The 17,790-nt window shown below is 70.5% G+C and carries 13 protein-coding genes; 9 read left to right on the top strand and 4 right to left on the bottom strand.

Annotation, left to right across the window (positions count from 1 at the left end; translation table 11 throughout):
* Positions 1-123 precede the first annotated feature (123 nt).
* The 6 genes from EV148_RS03510 to EV148_RS03485 all read left to right on the top strand — a co-directional run bounded on the left by EV148_RS03510 (position 124) and on the right by EV148_RS03485 (position 5,156).
* The gene (locus tag EV148_RS03510; RefSeq protein ID WP_425479833.1) at positions 124-804 is read left to right on the top strand and encodes an alpha/beta hydrolase; all 681 of its coding nucleotides are present in this window, start codon (positions 124-126) and stop codon (positions 802-804) included.
* Positions 801-1,910 (top strand): cell division protein ZapE, encoded by a 1,110-nt coding sequence (gene zapE / locus EV148_RS03505; RefSeq protein ID WP_131993486.1) that lies wholly within the window; start codon positions 801-803, stop codon positions 1,908-1,910. Before EV148_RS03510 ends, zapE begins: the two co-directional genes overlap by 4 nt.
* Positions 1,907-3,397 (top strand): ArnT family glycosyltransferase, encoded by a 1,491-nt coding sequence (locus tag EV148_RS03500; protein ID WP_131993483.1) that lies wholly within the window; start codon positions 1,907-1,909, stop codon positions 3,395-3,397. Before zapE ends, EV148_RS03500 begins: the two co-directional genes overlap by 4 nt.
* Positions 3,394-4,218 carry an NADPH-dependent 7-cyano-7-deazaguanine reductase QueF gene (gene queF, locus EV148_RS03495; protein ID WP_131993480.1) on the top strand — a complete coding sequence of 275 codons (825 nt, stop codon included), beginning with the start codon at positions 3,394-3,396 and terminating at the stop codon, positions 4,216-4,218. Before EV148_RS03500 ends, queF begins: the two co-directional genes overlap by 4 nt.
* Before the next feature lie 102 nt (positions 4,219-4,320).
* Complete coding sequence (locus tag EV148_RS03490) at positions 4,321-4,632, top strand: LysM peptidoglycan-binding domain-containing protein (protein ID WP_131993477.1); 312 nt, start codon at positions 4,321-4,323, stop codon at positions 4,630-4,632.
* A 26-nt stretch (positions 4,633-4,658) separates the two neighbouring features.
* Positions 4,659-5,156 (top strand): hypothetical protein, encoded by a 498-nt coding sequence (locus EV148_RS03485; protein WP_131993474.1) that lies wholly within the window; start codon positions 4,659-4,661, stop codon positions 5,154-5,156.
* Between the two features lie 181 nt (positions 5,157-5,337).
* Here EV148_RS03485 and EV148_RS03480 read toward each other — a convergent pair whose 3' ends face one another.
* Complete coding sequence (locus EV148_RS03480) at positions 5,338-6,282, bottom strand: DegV family protein (protein ID WP_131993985.1); 945 nt, start codon at positions 6,280-6,282, stop codon at positions 5,338-5,340.
* A gap of 349 nt (positions 6,283-6,631) precedes the next feature.
* Here EV148_RS03480 and EV148_RS03475 point away from each other — a divergent pair, with 349 nt between their 5' ends.
* The gene (locus tag EV148_RS03475; protein WP_131993471.1) at positions 6,632-8,854 is read left to right on the top strand and encodes an NADP-dependent isocitrate dehydrogenase; all 2,223 of its coding nucleotides are present in this window, start codon (positions 6,632-6,634) and stop codon (positions 8,852-8,854) included.
* Positions 8,855-9,207: 353 nt separating this feature from the next.
* On the opposite strand, the gene EV148_RS03470 is transcribed toward EV148_RS03475, so the two are convergent.
* On the bottom strand, positions 9,208-11,655 hold the full coding sequence (locus tag EV148_RS03470) for a hypothetical protein (protein ID WP_131993468.1): 2,448 nt from the start codon (positions 11,653-11,655) through the stop codon (positions 9,208-9,210).
* Between the two features lie 75 nt (positions 11,656-11,730).
* Complete coding sequence (locus EV148_RS03465; RefSeq protein ID WP_131993465.1) at positions 11,731-14,439, bottom strand: protein kinase domain-containing protein; 2,709 nt, start codon at positions 14,437-14,439, stop codon at positions 11,731-11,733.
* A 233-nt stretch (positions 14,440-14,672) separates the two neighbouring features.
* Here EV148_RS03465 and EV148_RS03460 point away from each other — a divergent pair, with 233 nt between their 5' ends.
* The gene (locus EV148_RS03460) at positions 14,673-16,322 is read left to right on the top strand and encodes a hypothetical protein (protein ID WP_131993462.1); all 1,650 of its coding nucleotides are present in this window, start codon (positions 14,673-14,675) and stop codon (positions 16,320-16,322) included.
* A 108-nt stretch (positions 16,323-16,430) separates the two neighbouring features.
* Here EV148_RS03460 and EV148_RS03455 read toward each other — a convergent pair whose 3' ends face one another.
* Positions 16,431-16,598 (bottom strand): DUF1328 domain-containing protein, encoded by a 168-nt coding sequence (locus EV148_RS03455; RefSeq protein ID WP_131993459.1) that lies wholly within the window; start codon positions 16,596-16,598, stop codon positions 16,431-16,433.
* Between the two features lie 201 nt (positions 16,599-16,799).
* Between EV148_RS03455 and EV148_RS03450 the strand changes: the two genes are divergently transcribed.
* Positions 16,800-17,756 (top strand): class I SAM-dependent methyltransferase, encoded by a 957-nt coding sequence (locus EV148_RS03450; protein WP_241987957.1) that lies wholly within the window; start codon positions 16,800-16,802, stop codon positions 17,754-17,756.
* Positions 17,757-17,790: the final 34 nt, after the last annotated feature.

Below are 17,790 nucleotides of genomic sequence, written 5' to 3'. Positions count from 1 at the left end.
TCGGGCCAGCCGATCGTCGGAGAGCGGGGTGGCGATCTCCGGCGTGCATGGCGGATGCTCCTCGGTGGGCATCCGGTACTACGCAGATGGATGGCGCAAACGCCATCCACGTATCATTCGCGCATGAACGACATGCCTGCCGCTGCTCCCGCGTTTCCGTCCGAAACCTCCAGTCTGCTGCTGCCGGGCCCTGCGGGGGCGATCGAACTCGCCTGTGCGCTGCCGGGCGACGCGCCGCCGCGGCGCGGGATCGCGATCATCGCGCACCCGCATCCGCTGCAGGGCGGCACGATGCACAACAAGGTGGTGACGATCACCGAGCGCGCGCTGCTCGAACTCGGCCTCGCGACCGTGCGCTTCAACTTCCGCGGCGTCGGGCGCAGCGAAGGGGTGCACGACAATGGCGACGGCGAGACCGACGACCTCGTCGCGATCGCGACCTGGCTGCGCGCGCAGCGGCCCGGTGATGCGCTCTGGCTCGCGGGCTTCTCGTTCGGCAGCTACGTCACGCTGCGCGCGGCGGCCCGGCTGGACGCCGCGCAGTTGATCCTGATCGCGCCGCCGGTCGGGCGCTGGGACTTTTCCATGGTCGGCGCGCCAACCTGTCCCTGGCTCATCGTGCAGGGCGAGGAGGACGAAGTCGTCGACGCGGCTGCGGTGTTCGCCTGGGCGGAAGGCCTGCAGCCGAAGCCGCAACTGATCCGCATGCCGGAGACCGGGCACTTCTTCCATCGGCGCCTGATGGACCTGCGCGGCGCGCTGAAGAACGCGCTTGCCGCGAACCTGCCGCCGGCGCGCGCATGAGCGCAGCCACCAGCGACAGCGACGACGCCACGCCCGGCGCGCGCTACCGCCGTGGCGTCGCGGCGGGCGAATGGCAGGACGATCCGGCGCAACGCGAAGCGCTGGCCGCGCTCGACCGGCTTGCCACCGACCTCGCGCGGCCCGTCGAGCGCTCGCTCTGGCAACGCCTGCGCGGCGAACGGCCGCCGGCGCCGCGCGGCATCTACCTCTGGGGCCGCGTCGGCCGCGGCAAGACGTTCCTCACCGAACTGTTCTGCGCCGCATTGCAGACCACGCGCAAGCGGCGCGTGCATTTCCACCGCTTCATGCAGGACGTGCACGCCGAACTTCGCACGCTCGAGGGGCGCAGCGATCCGCTGGTCGAGGTCGCCGCGCGCCTCGCCGCCGCGCTCGACGTGCTCGTGCTCGACGAGTTCTTCGTCGGCGACATCGGCGACGCGATGATCCTCGGCAACCTGCTGCGCGCGTTGTTCGACCGCGGCGTCGTGCTCGTCACGACGTCGAACACGCCACCGCAGGGACTCTACAGGGATGGCCTGCAGCGCGAGCGGTTCCTGCCCGCGATCGCGCTGCTCGAGCAGCATTGCGACGTCATCGAGCTCGTCTCGCCGACCGACTGGCGGCTGCGCGCACTCAAGCAGGCGCCGGTCTACTACACGCCACCGGGTGCGCCGGCCGAACGCGCGCTGCAGGCGGCGTTCCAGCGCGTCGCGCACGGCGAGGTGCGGCGAGACTTCGAGCTCGTCCTAAACGACCGCGCGGTGCCGGTGCGCGCGGAAGCGGACGGCGCGATCTGGTTCGATTTCACCGTGCTGTGCGAGGGGCCGCGTGGCGTCGCCGACTACATCGAGCTCGCGCGCGCCTACCACACGCTGCTCGTCTCCAATGTTCCGCAGTTCACGCCGCAGACCGACGACGCCGCGCGCCGCTTCGTCGAACTCGTCGACGAGGTGTACGATCGCGGCGTGAACCTGGTGCTCTCCGCGGCGGCACCGATCGTCGATCTCTACGACGGCGAGCGCCTGCGCGCCGAGTTCGCGCGCACGGAGTCGCGCCTGATCGAGATGCAGAGCGAGGACTACCTCGCGCGCGAGCACCAGCCGTGACGACCTCTCAGCGCCTGCGCGTCGTGATCTTCGCGGCCGCGGTCGTGCTGTATGCGTGCCTGCTGCAGGGCGTGCGTCCGCTCTATTCGCCCGATGAGGGGCGCTATACCGACGTCGCGCTGATGATGCTCGCCGACGGCGACTGGCTGCACCCGATGCTGCATCCGGAAGTGCCGCACTGGTCGAAGCCGCCGCTGGCCTACTGGAGCATCGCCGCGAGCTTCGCCACGTTCGGCCACGCCGAGTTCGCCGCGCGCCTGCCCGGCGCGCTCGCGTTCGCGGCGACGATCCTGCTGCTCGGCCGCCTCGGCCGGCGCCTCGTGCCCGCGCAGCCGTGGCTGCCCGCGCTCGTCTACGCGACGTTCGCCTTCCCGTCCGCGGCGTCGAACCTCGTCACGACCGATACCCTGCTCGCGCTGTGGGAGACGCTGTCGGTCGTCGCGTTCGCCGAACTGTGGTGGACCGCGGATGAGCGCGCCGCGCGGCGCGCGCGCCTGCTGCTCGGTTTCGCGCTCGCGCTCGCGTTCCTGACGAAGGGGCCGCCCGGCCTGCTCGCATTCGCCGCATGCCTCGTGTTCGCGGCCTGGAGCGAAGGCGCGCGCGGCGTCCGGCGCGCGTTCGGCTGGGATGCGCTGCTCGTCTTCCTCGTCGTGGGTGGCAGCTGGTACGCGATCGTCGCCTGGCAGGAGCCCGGCGTGATGCGCTACTTCCTCGTCGAGGAAGTCGTCAACCGCGTCGCCAGCGACAGGATGCACCGCAACGCCGAATGGTACGGCGCGTTCAAGGTGTACCTGCCGACATTGCTGGCCGGAACGCTGCCGTGGCTGCCGCTGCTGGTGCACGCGGCATGGCGCGGCCGCCGAAACCTCGTCGCGCGCCTTCGTGCCGACGCGGTGTCGCGCCTGCTCGCGTGCTGGCTGCTGCTACCGCTCGTCGTGTTCGTGCTCGCGCGCTCGCGCCTGCCGTTGTACGTGCTGCCGCTGTTCGCGCCGCTCGCGTTCGTCGTGGCGCGCGAGCTTGCGCCGTGGACGCCGCGTCGCTGGCAGCTCGTGCTGCTCGGCGCGTGGTGCGTCGCGATGGTGGCCTTGCGCGCGGTGCCCGCGCGGCTCGACGTCGATGCGGACGACCGCGCGCTTGCGCAGGCGATCGATCGAGAGTTGACGCCGCGGCCGGCCGAGGTCGCGTTCGTCGAGGACGCGCCGCGTTTCGGCCTTCGCTTCTATCTCGGCAGCGCGGTCGAACGGCTCGACCTGCCCGACGAACCGCCGCAGCCGCAGGCGCAGGACCTGCCGAGCGAACTGCGCGAGCGCGAGGGTTGCCGCCTGCTGCTCGTCGCGCCGGCGCGACGCGCCGAACTGGAACGGGCACTCGCCGCCTACGGCGTCCGCTGGCGCCGCATCGCCGACGTGCGCGGCTACGCCGGGCTCGCCCAGCTCAGCGACGATTGCGCGTGGCGCGTGGACGACCGCGTTATGCTGCCGCCATGACCACCGCCGACACCCACGGGCCGCTCGGCCGCAGCGTCGCCTACGCGAGCCGTTACGACGCGGGCCTGCTGTTTCCGATCGCGCGTTCGATCGGCCGCGCCGAGCTCGGCCTCGATGCGTCGTTGCCGTTCGACGGCGTCGACGTCTGGAACGCGTACGAACTGTCCTGGCTCGACGCGCGCGGCAAGCCCGAGGTTGCGCTGGCCGAGTTCCGCGTGCCGGCAGCGTCGCCCGCGATCATCGAGTCGAAGTCGTTCAAGCTCTACCTCAACAGCTACAACCAGGAACGGCTCGCCTCGATCGACGCGCTGCGCGAGCGCCTCGTGCACGATCTTTCCGCCGCCGCGGGCGCCTCCGTCGAGGTGCTGCTGCTGCCACCGTCGCGCTTCGGCTCGCTCGCCTTGCGCGAACTCGACGGCGAATCGATCGACGGCCTCGCGATCGACGTCGACGATTACGGACCGCCGAACGACGCCCATCTGCACGCAGGCGGCGTGCCGGTCACCGAGACGCTCGTGTCGAACCTCCTGAAGTCGAACTGCCCGGTCACCGGCCAGCCCGACTGGGCCAGCGTGCAGGTCCGCTATCGCGGTCCGCGCATCGATCGCGAAGGCCTGCTGCGCTATCTCGTGTCGTTCCGCGAGCACGCGGGTTTCCACGAGCAGTGCGTCGAGCGCATCTTCGTCGACATCAGTCGCCGCTGCGCACCCGAGTCGCTCGAGGTCTACGCGCGCTACACGCGCCGCGGCGGCCTCGACATCAATCCATGGCGGGCGAGCAGCGGCGCCGGGGTGGCCAATCCGCGCGGCGCGCGCCAGTAGCGCGATGCAATTTGTAACGCAGGGCGCACGGGCCCTACTCATTCGCGGTTAAGCGCGATGGGGTGTAATGTGCGGGTCCTGCAACGGAGAGGAGAGCGGACGATGGCCAACGAGCCGAAGAAGCCGGATTTTTCCAACGTGCAGGGCGGCAGCCAGTCGTCCGCGCCGCCGCCGGCACCGAAAGCGGATTTCAGCAACGTGCAGTCCGGCGTGGAATCGACCGCGCCCGCCGTGGAGCCCGCCGCGCAGACCTACACGGTCGTCAAGGGCGACAGCCTGTCGAAGATCGCCAAGCATTTCTACGGCAGCGCGAACCGCTGGAAGCGGATCTTCGAAGCGAATCGCGACCAGCTCGACGACCCGGACCTGATCAAGCCCGGTCAGGTGCTCAAGATTCCCGCCGACAACGATTGATCGCCCGCCATCCTGGAGAAACGACGATGATCAACCCACGCAGCCAGCTCACCCTGATCGCCGCGATCGCCGGCGCGTTCGCGCTGTCCGCCTGCGGCAAGAAGGAAGAACCCGCTCCGGCCCCGGCCCCGCCGCCGGCCGCCTCGACCCCGGCACCGGCGCCCGCGCCGCCGCCGGCCGCCGAACCCGCGCCTGCACCGGTCGCGGTCGCGTCGGTCGACCTCGGCACCGCGGTCGGTCCGGACCAGAAGGTGACGACGCCGACGACGACGTTCACGCCGAAGGACACGATCTATGCCGCGGTGTCGACGACCGGCACGGCGCCGAACGCGGTGCTCAACGCGAAGTGGACGTACCAGGACGGCCAGACCGTCAACGAGTCGAGCCAGACGATCGCACCGAACGGCCCGGCCGTGACGAGCTTCCACATCAGCAAGCCGGACGGCTGGCCGGCCGGCGACTACAAGGTCGAGATCTCGCTCAACGGCACGTCCGTCGCGACGAAGGACTTCTCGGTCAAGTAGGCGCAGGATGCGCTCGGCACAGGGATGTGTGCCGACACACATCCGGAAACGAAGCAAGGGCGCGAGCAATCGCGCCCTTCTTCTTTGGCAGTGGGCCAGGTCAGGCAGGGTCCGGTGCCCGTATGCGCGCAACACTTCGACGTCATTCCCGCTTTCGCGGGAATGACGTCAGGGCAGTACGTCAGCCGCCGAACTCATGCTCCGGAGAAGCAAAGCCGATCGTCACCGCGCCGGTGCCGACGTTGACCATGCCTGTCACGCTCATCGGCGCCTCGTACACCTCGACGCCGTGCTCCGCGCAGACCTGCTTGAGCGAGGCGTAGCCGGGCAGGGTATCGAGTTCGTCGAGCCGGCCGCCGTAGCTCACGCAGACGGTCGGTGTGAGCAGTCCTGTGCGCACGCGTTTGGCGATGTAGCCGAACAGCGTTTCGGCACCCTGGTCGAAGCCGCGTACCTTCGCCACCGGCGCGGTCGTGTTGCGATAGCCGCGCAGCAGCGGCTTGATGTCGAGCGCGGTGCCGAGCGCGGCGCTGAACCAGCCGACGCTGCGGTCGCCCTTCTTCTGCGCTCGGGCGCGCATGTAGTAGAGGTCGCGCACGATCATGTAGCCGAACGTGTTGTGTGCGATGTACTCGAGGCGCTCGCGCATCTGTCCCGGGTTCATGCCGCTCTCGCGCAGGCGCACCGCCTCGACCGCGGTCACGCCGGTCGCGGCGAACAGGTTCTCCGAATCGATCACGCGCATGAGGAACGGGCCGGGCACGCCCGCGTCGCGGCGGATCGGCCGGTAGTCGGTGAGGATCGCGAAGCTCGCCTTGCTCGCGTTGGCGTGTATCCCGCTGCGTGACGAGGCGATCGTGATGCAGAACACGCAGTCGTAGTCGACGACGAGGCGGCGCAGGAACAGGTCGCGGATCTCCTCGACGCCGAACGGCTCGGTTTCCGCCGCATGCGCGCGCGTGCCGAGGTCCTCGTCGAGGAAGCGCTGGCGCACCGCGGGGTCGCGATCGTCGACGAGGGTCGCCTCGTCGATGCGCGTGGTGATCGGAAGGATCGTGAATCCGTGCCGGTGCAGGTAGTCGCCGGGCAGGTCGCAGGCCGAGTCCACCACGAAGCCGATGCGCATTAGCAGGTCCTCCACGACATTGCCGTGCGCCATGGCGCCGATCGACCGATCGGCGGCGCGTCGGAGCCGCGCTCCAAACTTAGCACGGCGATGCCCATGCAAGGATCATGCAGCGCAGCGTGGAAATCCCTCGCGATGCGCCGGGCATGCGGGTGCGTGCGCACTCCGGACGGTGGCGTACGGCGACCGTCCGGCCGCATGCCGGCTTCATCGGCGACGCCGAACGCGCGACAATGAGCGGCTGGCCGCCCGCGTCGCGTCGCCCGACGCGCCCGGCGGCGTTCCCCATCCGACACATCCCCGCGCGCCCTGCCGTGGCGCGACGCCCACGACGAGGTTGATCCGCCCCATGTCCGACAGTCCGAACATCATCTACACGCTCACCGACGAAGCGCCGTGGCTCGCCACGCAGTCCCTGCTGCCGATCGTGCAGGCGTTCGCGCGCACCGCCGGCGTCGCCGTCGAGACGCGCGACATCTCGCTCGCGGCGCGCATCCTCGCCCAGTTCCCGGACCGCCTCGGCGAGCGCAAGGTCGCCGACGACCTCGCCGAGCTCGGCCGCCTCGCCACGACGCCCGACGCGAACATCATCAAGCTGCCGAACATCAGCGCGTCCGTGCCGCAGCTGAAGGCCGCGATCAAGGAACTGCAGGCGCAGGGCTGGCCGCTGCCCGACTACCCGGACGAGCCGAAGGACGCGCACGAAAAGGACGCCAAGGCGCGCTACGACAAGGTCAAGGGCAGCGCGGTCAACCCGGTGCTGCGCGAAGGCAATTCGGACCGCCGCGCGCCGCTGTCGGTGAAGAACTACGCGCGCAAGCATCCGCACAAGATGGGCGCCTGGAGCGCCGACTCGAAGACTCACGTCGCGCACATGGATGCCGGTGACTTCTACGGCAGCGAGAAGTCGACCACGGTCGCGCAGCCGACCATGGTGAAGATCGAATGGGTCGGCAAGGACGGCGCGAACGTCGTGCTCAAGGAAAAGACCGCGCTCAAGGCCGGCGAGATCATCGATGCCGCGGTGATGAGCCGCAAGGCGCTCGCCGCGTTCGTGCGCGCGCAGATCGCCGATGCGAAGGCGCAGGGCGTGCTGTTCTCGCTGCACCTCAAGGCGACCATGATGAAGGTGTCCGACCCGATCATGTTCGGCGTCGCGGTGGGCGAGTTCTATGCCGACGTGCTCGCCAGGCACGCCGACGCGTTGAAGCAGGTCGGCTTCGATCCGAACAACGGCATCGGCGACCTCGATGCGCGCATCGCGAAGCTGCCGGCGGACCAGCGCGCCGCGATCGAGGCGGACCTGCGCGCGCAGTACGCGAGCCGCCCGGCGATCGCGATGGTCAACTCGGACAAGGGCATCACCAACCTGCACGTGCCGAGCGACGTCATCGTCGACGCGTCGATGCCGGCGATGATCCGCGACTCCGGCCGCATGTGGAATGCCGAAGGCAAGCTGCAGGACACCAAGGCGGTGATCCCCGACCGCTGCTACGCCGGCATCTACCAGGCGGTGATCGAGGACTGCAAGGCGCATGGCGCGTTCGATCCCGCGACGATGGGCAGCGTGCCGAACGTCGGCCTCATGGCGCAGGCAGCCGAGGAATACGGTTCGCACGACAAGACGTTCCAGGTGTCCGGCGACGGCGTCGTGCGCGTCGTCGACGAGGCCGGCACGGTGCTGCTCGAGCAGCCGGTCGAGGCGGGCGACATCTTCCGCATGTGCCAGACCAAGGACGCGCCGGTGCAGGACTGGGTCAAGCTCGCGGTCACGCGCGCGCGGCTCAGCGGCACGCCGGCGGTGTTCTGGCTCGACGCGAAGCGCGCGCACGATGCGCAGCTGATCCGCAAGGTCGAGAAGTACCTCACGGACCACGACACGAACGGCCTCGACATCCGGATCCTCGCGCCGGTCGACGCGATGCGCCACTCGCTCGCGCGCATCCGCAAGGGCGAGGACACGATCTCGGTCACCGGCAACGTGCTGCGCGACTATCTCACCGACCTGTTCCCGATCATGGAGCTCGGCACGAGCGCGAAGATGCTGTCGATCGTGCCGCTGATGGCCGGCGGCGGCCTGTTCGAAACCGGCGCCGGCGGCTCCGCGCCGAAGCACGTGCAGCAGTTCCTGCAGGAAAACTACCTGCGCTGGGATTCGCTCGGCGAATTCCTCGCGCTCGCCGCGTCGTTCGAGCACCTCGCGCAGCGCTACGGCAACGCCGCGGCCGGCGTGCTCGCGCGCACGCTCGACCAGGCCAACGGGCGCATCCTCGACGAGAACCGCTCGCCCGCGCGCAAGGTCGGCGAGCTCGACAACCGCGGCAGCCACTTCTACCTCGCGCTGTACTGGGCGCAGGCGCTCGCCGCGCAGGACGACGACGCGGCGCTGAAGGCGAAATTCGCGCCGCTCGCGCGCGCGCTCGCCGACGCCGAGGCGAAGATCGTCGCCGAACTCAACGGCGTGCAGGGCAAGCCGGTCGACATCGGCGGCTACTACCACGCCGACCTCGGCAAGGCCGGCGCCGCGATGCGCCCGAGCGCGACGTTGAACGCGGCGCTCGCCATGCTCTGAGCGCGACGTCCAACGCGGCGCTCGCCACGCCCGGAGGTCGACGTCCAACGCGGCGCTCGCCGTGCCCCGCGCCGCAGGCGGCGCTGGGCGTGTGGGAACGCGAGCCACGCCTCGCCGGGCACCGGCGCGCGTGGCTCGCGCAAGCTGCGCGCCGCGGCGCCGCACCTGCCGCTGCGGCCGGCCGCGCCTGCGCGGATTGCGGTCGCGTGCACGCCGAGGTGTCGGTGCAATCACCCGCTCGCGCGCACGCAACGCGACGCCCTCGCCGCGGACCTGCCGCGACGCCTGCTCGCGCTCGTGCCGCACGACTGAGCCGCGCGCGCCGCGATGCACGTGCCGGGCAAGGTGATGCGTCAGTCGAACGCGTTGCGGAAGATCACGTCCGACGGCGTCGTGCCCGGCACGGAATAGCGCGCGACCGCCTGGATGTCGCCTTGCGGCAACGTGATCGTGCCGTAGACGCTGCCATCGTCGAGCATGCGCCACGGGCGCGGGCCGTAGGTCACGCCCGTGCCATTGTAGAAGCGCGCGCGGTCGGCGAGCGACAGGGGATCGAGCAACACCGCATCCTCGACGCCGGGATCGACGAGGCGCATTCCGAAGATGCCGTACGCCGTCGACTCGACGTCGGTCAGGTAGCGTGCTTCATGGCGCGTGGCGAGGACATGGCCTTGGGCGTCGATGCGCCAGAGCGTGTCGGATCCCCCTGAAGCCCAGGGATATGCCCCCACCAGCCAGCTGCCATCGTCGAGCGCCGCGATGAATTCCGGCCGAAAACCGCCGCCCGCCTCGTCGAGGGGAATGTCCGCGTCGACCGAACCGTCGAGGTGGATCCGGCGCAAGGTCATCGGATCGTCGCCGTGCGGCAGGATCGCGACCGTGTCGCCATCCGCGCCGACCGCGGCGGCGATCGATGGGGCGTAGGTTTCCGGGAGTTCACGCCGGCTGATGAGATCGCCGTCCTGCGCGATGTGCAGGACGGTCACGTAGAACGGTGGGCAGCCGACGCCGCAGTAACCCCAGCCTTTGGTCAGTACGACCACGCTTCCATCGACGAGTCGGCGCGCACCGTCGATGTAGAAAGTCTGGTCGGAGACCGGATGCGCGCGGATGTCGAGGTCCGATCCGTCGTCGGCGACGTGTTGCCAGTAGAGCGACTGGCTGCCGGCGAACAGCATCACGAGGTCGGAGGGTCCGGGCAGCGGGACGAACCTCTTGCCGGGGGCGTCGAACGCGCTCGAGCCGCCGACCAGCGAATCGACGGCGACGAGTGCATTTCCCTGCGCATCGTAGCGCTCGATCAGCGTGCGGCCGTCCGGATCGGCGAGCGACGGCGGATTCCAGCGTATGGCCCAGGCGCCGCCATCATGCGCGAGGGCAGCCGCGACCCACATGCTCGCATCGCCGTAGTCCGCGCACCATTCGCATGCATGCGAGCGCCAGCGCAGGTCACCATCGGGTGAGTACAGCGCCAGGTGCGCGAGCGTGTCGACGAGCACGCCGACGCCGGCGCGCGCGTCGAGCGCCCACACCATCGACGACACGACGTGGGTGCGGCACGGTTGGGCGAACCAGTACGGGTCGCCGCCGGCGTCGATGCGCACGATCCGCGGGTAGGCAGCGCAACGGTCGTCGGACGGAGTGGCGTCGGCGACGAGGAACGCGATGCTCGCGCCGACGTCGGCAGGATGGCTCGCCGGGTTCCACCCCGGGCTCCACGTGCCGAGCGACTGCGTCCATTCGGCCGTGCCGCCCGGGTCGATCGCGCTGCCCTCGATCGCCCGTTCGGGGGTGAAGCGGAGCGCGAACACCCCGGCGTCGCGCGCCGTGAAATCATTCGCCGGCAACGACCATTGCTCGTCGCCCGTCGACGGATCGATGCGCCGGACCACGGAATCCTGGAAGCCAGTCGCGAGGACGTAGGTCGCGCCATCGCCGTCGGCGTCGATCCGGGTGTACGCGCGGGCATCCGCGGTCACCTGCATCAGCGGGAAGCCGAGCGCGTCATAACGCGCGTAAAGACCATGGCCGCCGATCGACCCTGCGATGCGCGCGCCGCCGTCGCTCGTCGCGTCGACATCGTAGATGAAGCTGGCACCGCAGCCCGTGCACGAGGACACGTCCGCGGACAGGCGCATGCCGTCGAAGTCGTACCGCGCCAGCGTCACCGTCGATCCGCCCGATGTCGCGACCCAGACCGCGTCGGCGCCGACGGCGAGGTCCCCTGCGCCGAATTGATAGGTCGCCGCAGGATCGCTCGCGCTCCACAGTACCTGGCCATCGCTGCCGACGCGCATCGTGCGGAACGCGCGCATCGCGACGACGGAGCCGTCACCGAGTACCTCCAGGTGCAGGCAGGTCGAAGGCTCGCCGCTGCAGTACGCCTCCGCCGGCATCGATACGCTCCACACCGGCTCGAGCGAGGCGTCGAAACGCGTGAGTGTCGCGGCGGAGTCGTCGTTGCCGGCAAGGACGTACAGCGCATCGTCGGCGATGCTCGCGCGTACCACGAATTCGCCATGCTCGTAGTCGACCGGCATGGCGTTCGTGCGTGCGACCGAGCCGTCCGCGGCATACCGGCGCAACACGATCTCCCGGTTCGCGGTCGTCACGGCGATGACGCTGCCGTCCGGCATCCCGATCGTGGCCGGTGCGGCGGAGGACGCGATGCGGTCGTAGACGAGCTGGTCTTCGGTCTGTCGCGCGATCCATTGCGGAGCGAGCAGGGGTGCCTCACCCGCATGCACGGCGTGCGGGAGCGAAGCGAGCGCGAAGACGAGCGGCACGATCGGTCCGCGCATGGAACTCCTCCCTCGCCCCGGCTGATCGACTGGATGCTAGCACCTCCGCGCGGGCGCGTCGGTCGATGCTGCGACTCAGGTGCCGATGGTGGCGAGCGCGTGTTCGGTGCGGTCGCGCAGGGATTCCTTCGCCTCGCCGAAGCCTGCGAGGGCCGCACGCAGCCGCGTCCGCGCCGCCGCCTGGTCCCCGCGTGCGACGAGTGCCAGGCCATGCAGAGCATCCAGCCGCGCCTTCCACAAGCCGTCGGCGGCACCGGCTTCGAGCGCGCTGGCGTCGAGGCGGTCGAGCCCGTGCATCGCTTCGTCGACGCGGCCGAGTTCGATCTCGGCGGCGACGAGCCAGAAGCCGGCGACCTGGCACTGCGGATTGTTCGCGCCGAGTTGCGCAGCGAGCTGGTCGTAGGCGGGTTGCAGCTTCGCCGCGGCGTCGCGCGCATCGCCGGATTCGTACAACGCCTGGCCCCAGTTCGCGAGCGTGACGGCGGTGACGTTGTGCCCGGCGCCGAGCCGCTTGCGGAAGCCTTCGTGCACGCGTTGCGCGTAGTCGAGCGCGTGCGGCCAGTCGCGCTGCTTCATCGCGACGTCGAACAGGTCGCTCAGCACCATCAGGTTGCGCGTGTGGTCCTCGCCGAGGCGCTCGACGATCGTCTTCTGCGCTTCGAGCAACTGCTCCTGCGCCTTCGCCGGATCGCCGCCCTGCGTGTACGTGCGCGCGACCGCGGCCTGCGCGAACGCGATCACGAGGCCGTTGTCGTCGGCGCGCGCGCGCGCCTCGGCGATGAGGGATTCGCCTTCCGCGCGTGCCTCGTCGAGGTGGCCGGTCTGGGTCAGCGCGCCGACGAGGTCCATGCGCATCGAATCGCGCAAGGTGACGTTGTCGGGGTCGGTCGCGCGCAGCAGCGGGATCGCGGTGCGGTATTCCGGCAGCGCCTTGGCGTAGTCGCCGCGGTTCATCGCGTAGATGCCCCATGCGGACGCGCGCAGGAAGCGTCGTTGCGGGTCCTGCGAATCGCCGATCAGGCGGTCGAGTGCGTTTAGGTGCTCGAGCGATTCGTCGAACTTGCCGGTGCGCGTGAGCAGGCGCGCGAGCAGGGTGCGTGCCTTCAGCGCGTCGAGGCTCGCTTCGCCTTCCTCGCGCTCGTATAGCGCGAGTGCGCGGCGCGCCTCGTCCTCGGCCTCGGGCAGGCGTTCGATCATGTTGAGCAGCATCGTGAGGCTGGTGCGGATCGACGCTTCGGTCAGCGGTTGCCCGGCGAAGCGCGTCGCGATGCGTGCGCGCGCGCCGAGCAGCACGTCCTTGAGCGAGGCGTCGCCGCCCTTGGACAGCACGAGCGGGTTCGAGCGGCCGATCAGGTCCTCGTTGAGGAAGCGGTTGATCGCGTTCGCGCGCGCGAGCTCGCGTTGCGCCTCGTCGCGCGCGCCCGAGGCGGCGATCCACAGGCCGAGCGCGGCGAGGAGGCCGGCGGCCAGTGCGCCGAGCAGCGCGATCGCATAGGGACGACGCGCGCGACTGCGCGCGAGCGCCTCGCGAGCCTCGCGATCGCGGCGTTCGGCCTGCGCGGATGCCGAGCGTGCGTCGCGCCGCGCCGCGAGGCCGCGCAGCCGCGCGGCGAGTTCGGCGGCGCTGGCGAGGCGGCGTTGCGGCTCGCCGTCGGTGGCGAGGCGGATGTCCTCGCGCAGCAGTTCGTCGTCGACGTCGCGCTCCCAGCCGGACGCCATCGGCCGCGCGAGGTCGCCGGCGAGCAGCTGGAAGAGCATGACGCCGAGCGCATAGACGTCGCTGCGCACGGTCGGCGCCTGCCCCGCGAACAGCTCCGGCGCGACGTACAGCGCGGTGCCCGCGGTCGAATCGGTCGCGACGTCGCGCGCGGTGGCCGGCCCGAGGCGCGTGATGCCGAGTTCGGCAAGGCGTTCGGGATCGACCAGATGGCCGCTCCCGAAATCGGTCAGGCGCACGTGCAGCGCGCCGTCGCGCTCGTCGACAAGCACGTTCGCGGGCTTGAGGTCCTTGTGCAGCACGCCGACGCCGTGCGCGGCGTCGACCGCATCGGCGACCTGCAGGAACAGCGCGAGGCGCTCGTCGGTGCCGGTCGCGGCGAGCGACGCGATCGACCATTCGAGCAGGTTGTCGCCGCCGTATTCGCATTCGAGGAAGAACGGCGGGTTCTCGAAATTCCAGTCGATGATGTCGACGAAGCGGCCGCGCTCGTCGAGGCTTTCGCGCAGCACGCGCGCGAGCGTCGCCTCGCGCTTGAGCGCGCGCAGGCGTTCGCCGTCGGCGCCGAACTTGTAGACGCGCAGCACGTGCGTCTTCGCCTGCTCGGCGAGCCAGACCTCGCTGCCGCGGTTGGCGCCGAGCTGGCGGCGCAGGGTGAAGTTCGGCCGCCCGGGCACCGGCCGGCCCGGCGCGAGGTCGAGCCGGCTGTCGATGCGGCGCCCGACCGCGACGCGCGCGACCTCGCCGTCGAGGCGGTAGCCGACGCGCGCCTGCGTCACGAGGCGCTCCGCGTTGGCCTCGCCGAGCGCGCGGCGCAGCTTGGCGATCGCGTTCGGCAGCACCTTGTCGACCGTCACGCGGCCGGCCCAGACCTCGCGCAGCAGTTCTTCCTTGGTGACGATCTCGCCCGCGTGGCGCAGCAGGTAGCCGAGCACGTCGAGCGCGCGTCGCTCGACTTCGACCGGCAGGTCGGCCACGCGCAGTTCAAAGCGCGCCTCGTCGAACTCGGCGCTGCCGAAACGGTAGCGGTAGGCGGGCGGGGCGTGCGGGTCCGGGGCGTCGGTCATGATCGAATTTCGAAGCGTGGCATCGGCTTGCGCCAGGTTCGCGGAGCCATGGACGGGTCGCGTTACCCAATCGTTACCGCGGCGATGACGAAACGGGCCGCCTGCGCGCGACCGCCTACGCTAGCATGACCGGCGCGCACACTACGCGACCCCTCGTACGACGACACACCCGGCTGCGTGCAGCCGGCGGGTTGCTGCGCGCGTCCGAAACCCTGAGCCGAGGAACTGGAATCATGTCGATCAATACATCCGTCGCTGCCACCGCCATTGCATGCGCGCTGGCCCACGCGCCGACGGCCGACGCGCAGGCCGTGGCCTGGCGCGCGGTCGCCGGGCAATCCGGCAGCGTGGCCACCGCAAACCTGCCCGCGGGCGTGGACCGCTCGTACTCCGACGCCTCGATCGGCAGTGCCGGTGCCGGCATGGTCGGTCTGCGCGTGAGTTCGCCGAGCGCGAGCAGCGGCTACTGGGCGCGCCGCAACGGCGTGCTCACGCGCTACGTGCAGACCGGCGTCACCGGCGCGCTGGGCCCGGGCCGCGGCGCCGGCGAAGCCAGCCACGTGTTCCTCTCCTACGTGAATGGCTGGAGCGAAGCGGGGCCTGACGGCCAGCGCGTGTTCGCGGCCCGTGCCGGCGATCCTGCGCTTGGCGACCCAGAGGCGAGCTGGGGCCTGTGGCGTTGGGACGGCACGAAGAACATCGAGATCGCGCGCGCGCTGACCGACAGCGTGCTCGGACCCGGACTCGGTGCCGGCTGGCGCTTCCAGAACGCGTCCGGGTTCGCCGGCGCGCGCATGCTCGCCGGTGGCCGCGCGCTGCTCGTCGGTACGGTGACGACGCCGACGACGGCTTCGCGCGACGTAGTGGTGCTGCACGTGCCGGGCAGCGGCAACGTGCCCTGCGCGCTCGAGGACTCGACCGACCCCGCGCTGTCGCCCGGGCTCGTCGCCGGCGACTCGTTCCCGGCCGACTGGAACGGCTCGCTGGCGGCGTTCGCGGTGAGCGCCGACGACCACGTCTACGCGCGCCTTTCGACGAGCAACTCGCGCGAAGGCATCTGGCAGCTCTGCGACGGCGCGCCGCGCGCGCTCGTCGCCGACGAAGTCACCGGCGCGCTCGGTCCCGATCTCGGCGTCTCGACCGCGTACTTCTCGTCGTTCTATGGCCCGCCCAAGCCCGCCGACGCCGGTCGCGTGTTCTTCGTCGCCACCGGTCGCCTCGCCCAGGGTGGCGCGAGTTTCGGCGGGCTGTTCCACCACGACGCCGGCGGCAACCATCCGCTCGCGCTGAATGGCGACACGGGTGCCTACTCTCCACACTGGCTCGACGCGACCTTCACGTCGATCGACGAGACCACGCTGACCGCAGCCGGCGAATGGGCCGCATTCGAGGCGAACATGCGCACCGGCGACGGCGCGGCGCCGACCGGCCTGTTCCGCGTGCGCCCGGGCCAGGCGCCGGAACCGGTCGCGATCATCGGCGCGGACGTGCCGTATGCGCCGGAGGAAAACCACACCTGGTCGAACCTGCGCGCGAGCGCGGTGCTTGCCAACGGCGACATCCTGCTCGAGGCCTATACGAGCCCCGGCAACGAATACGCATTGTGGCTGCTCAAGCGTGGCGCCGCGCCGCGCCGCGTGCTGCGTGCGGGCGACATCGCGATCGTGCCGACCGCGAGCGGCAACGTGCAGGCGGCGATCAACAACTTCACGCTCGCGGGCGGTGCCGGCATCGGCCAGTACGACCGCGGCGGCGATTCATGGATCGGCGCCGACGGCACCATCCTCGCCTCGGCATCGGTCAACGGGTACGGCTCCGTGCTGCTGATGGCGACGCCTTCGAATCCGATCGATCTCATCTTCCGCAACGGCTACGACGGCTGACCCGCGACGGAAGCCTTCGCCCTGCCGGTCGCGGCGCGCGGCCAATGCCACGCGTCACGACCGGCGGCGGCCCTGCGCGACGCGGGCCTTCCCGCGCCGCGGGTGTCGCTACACGCCCGGGCCGCGTCGGCCCATGACCAGCGAGACGACGAACAGCACGAGGAAAACGAGGAACAGGATCTTCGCGATCGAGGCCGCGGTGCCGGCGACGACGCCGAAACCGAGCACGCCCGCGATGAGCGCGATCACCAGGAACACGATGGCGTAGTACAACATGCGATTCTCCTTGCAAGGATTCCGTATGCGATCGCCGCGCGTGACGGCGCCGTTCGCGAGGACACGGTGGAGCCGCGCGCGTGAATGCGTTGTGACCTGCAGCGGCCACCGTTCAGCGCGCGGATGGCCGCGGGCCGCGCAGGCGCTGTGCTACCCTCGCGGCCCCGGGAAATCCGCGTACGACCGAACACGAGGAACGCCATGAACAAGCTCGCCTGCCTGATTCCGCTCGCGCTCGCGCTCGCGGCCTGCGGTAACACCAACGAGCCCGCCGCACCGGCCGCATCGACGCCGCAACCGGCGACTCCAGCTGCCGCGCCCGCGCCGGCCGACCAGCCCGAGCAGCCGACGCCGCCGCAAGCTGCGAACGACCTGCTCGGCGCGAAGCTCGACGGCATCCTCGCCGGCGACTGGCGTTCGGCCGCCAACAAGGCGCGCGACCAGTATCGCCACCCGAAGCAGACGCTCGAGTTCTTCGGCATCAAGCCCGGCGACACGGTCATCGAAATCACCCCGGGCGGGGGCTGGTATACCGAGATCCTCGCGCCGCTCATGAAGGGCAACGGCACCTACATCGCCGCGGTCGCCAAGCCGACGCGGCCCGACGGCGAGGCCGCGAGCGACAAGGCCAAGCTCGAGCAGCGCTTCGCCGCCGACGCCGAGCGTTACGGCGAAGCGAAGACGGTCGAGTTCGACGGCAAGGCGCCCGTGCTCGGCGAGCCGAATTCGGCCGACGTCGTCGTCACGTTCCGCAACGTGCACAACTGGGCCGTCGGCGGCACCGCCGAGGCGAAGTTCAAGGCGTTCTTCGACGTGCTCAAGCCGGGTGGCGTGCTCGGCGTGACCGACCACCGCGCCGCGCCGGACGCGGACTTCGGGAAGATCAAGGATTCGGGCTACCTGCCGCAGGACATGGTCGTGAAGTTCGCCACCGATGCGGGCTTCAGGCTGGTCGAGTCGAGCGAGATCAACGCCAATCCGAAGGACACCAAGGACTACGAGAAGGGCGTGTGGACGCTGCCGCCGACGCTCCAGCTCGGCGACAAGGACAAGGACAAGTACCTCGCGATCGGCGAGTCGGATCGCATGACGCTGAAGTTCGTCAAGCCCGGTGCCGACACGATCTTCCGCCAGCCGGACCAGGCGCAGAAGCACTGACGTGATCCCGGCGCGGTCGCCCCGTGCGAACGCG

The sequence above is a fragment of the Dokdonella fugitiva genome (assembly GCF_004342425.1).
Taxonomy (GTDB): Bacteria; Pseudomonadota; Gammaproteobacteria; order Xanthomonadales; family Rhodanobacteraceae; genus Dokdonella_A; species Dokdonella_A fugitiva.
Note: the sequence above shows the minus strand (reverse complement) of the source record. Positions and strands in the feature narration are given on the sequence as shown.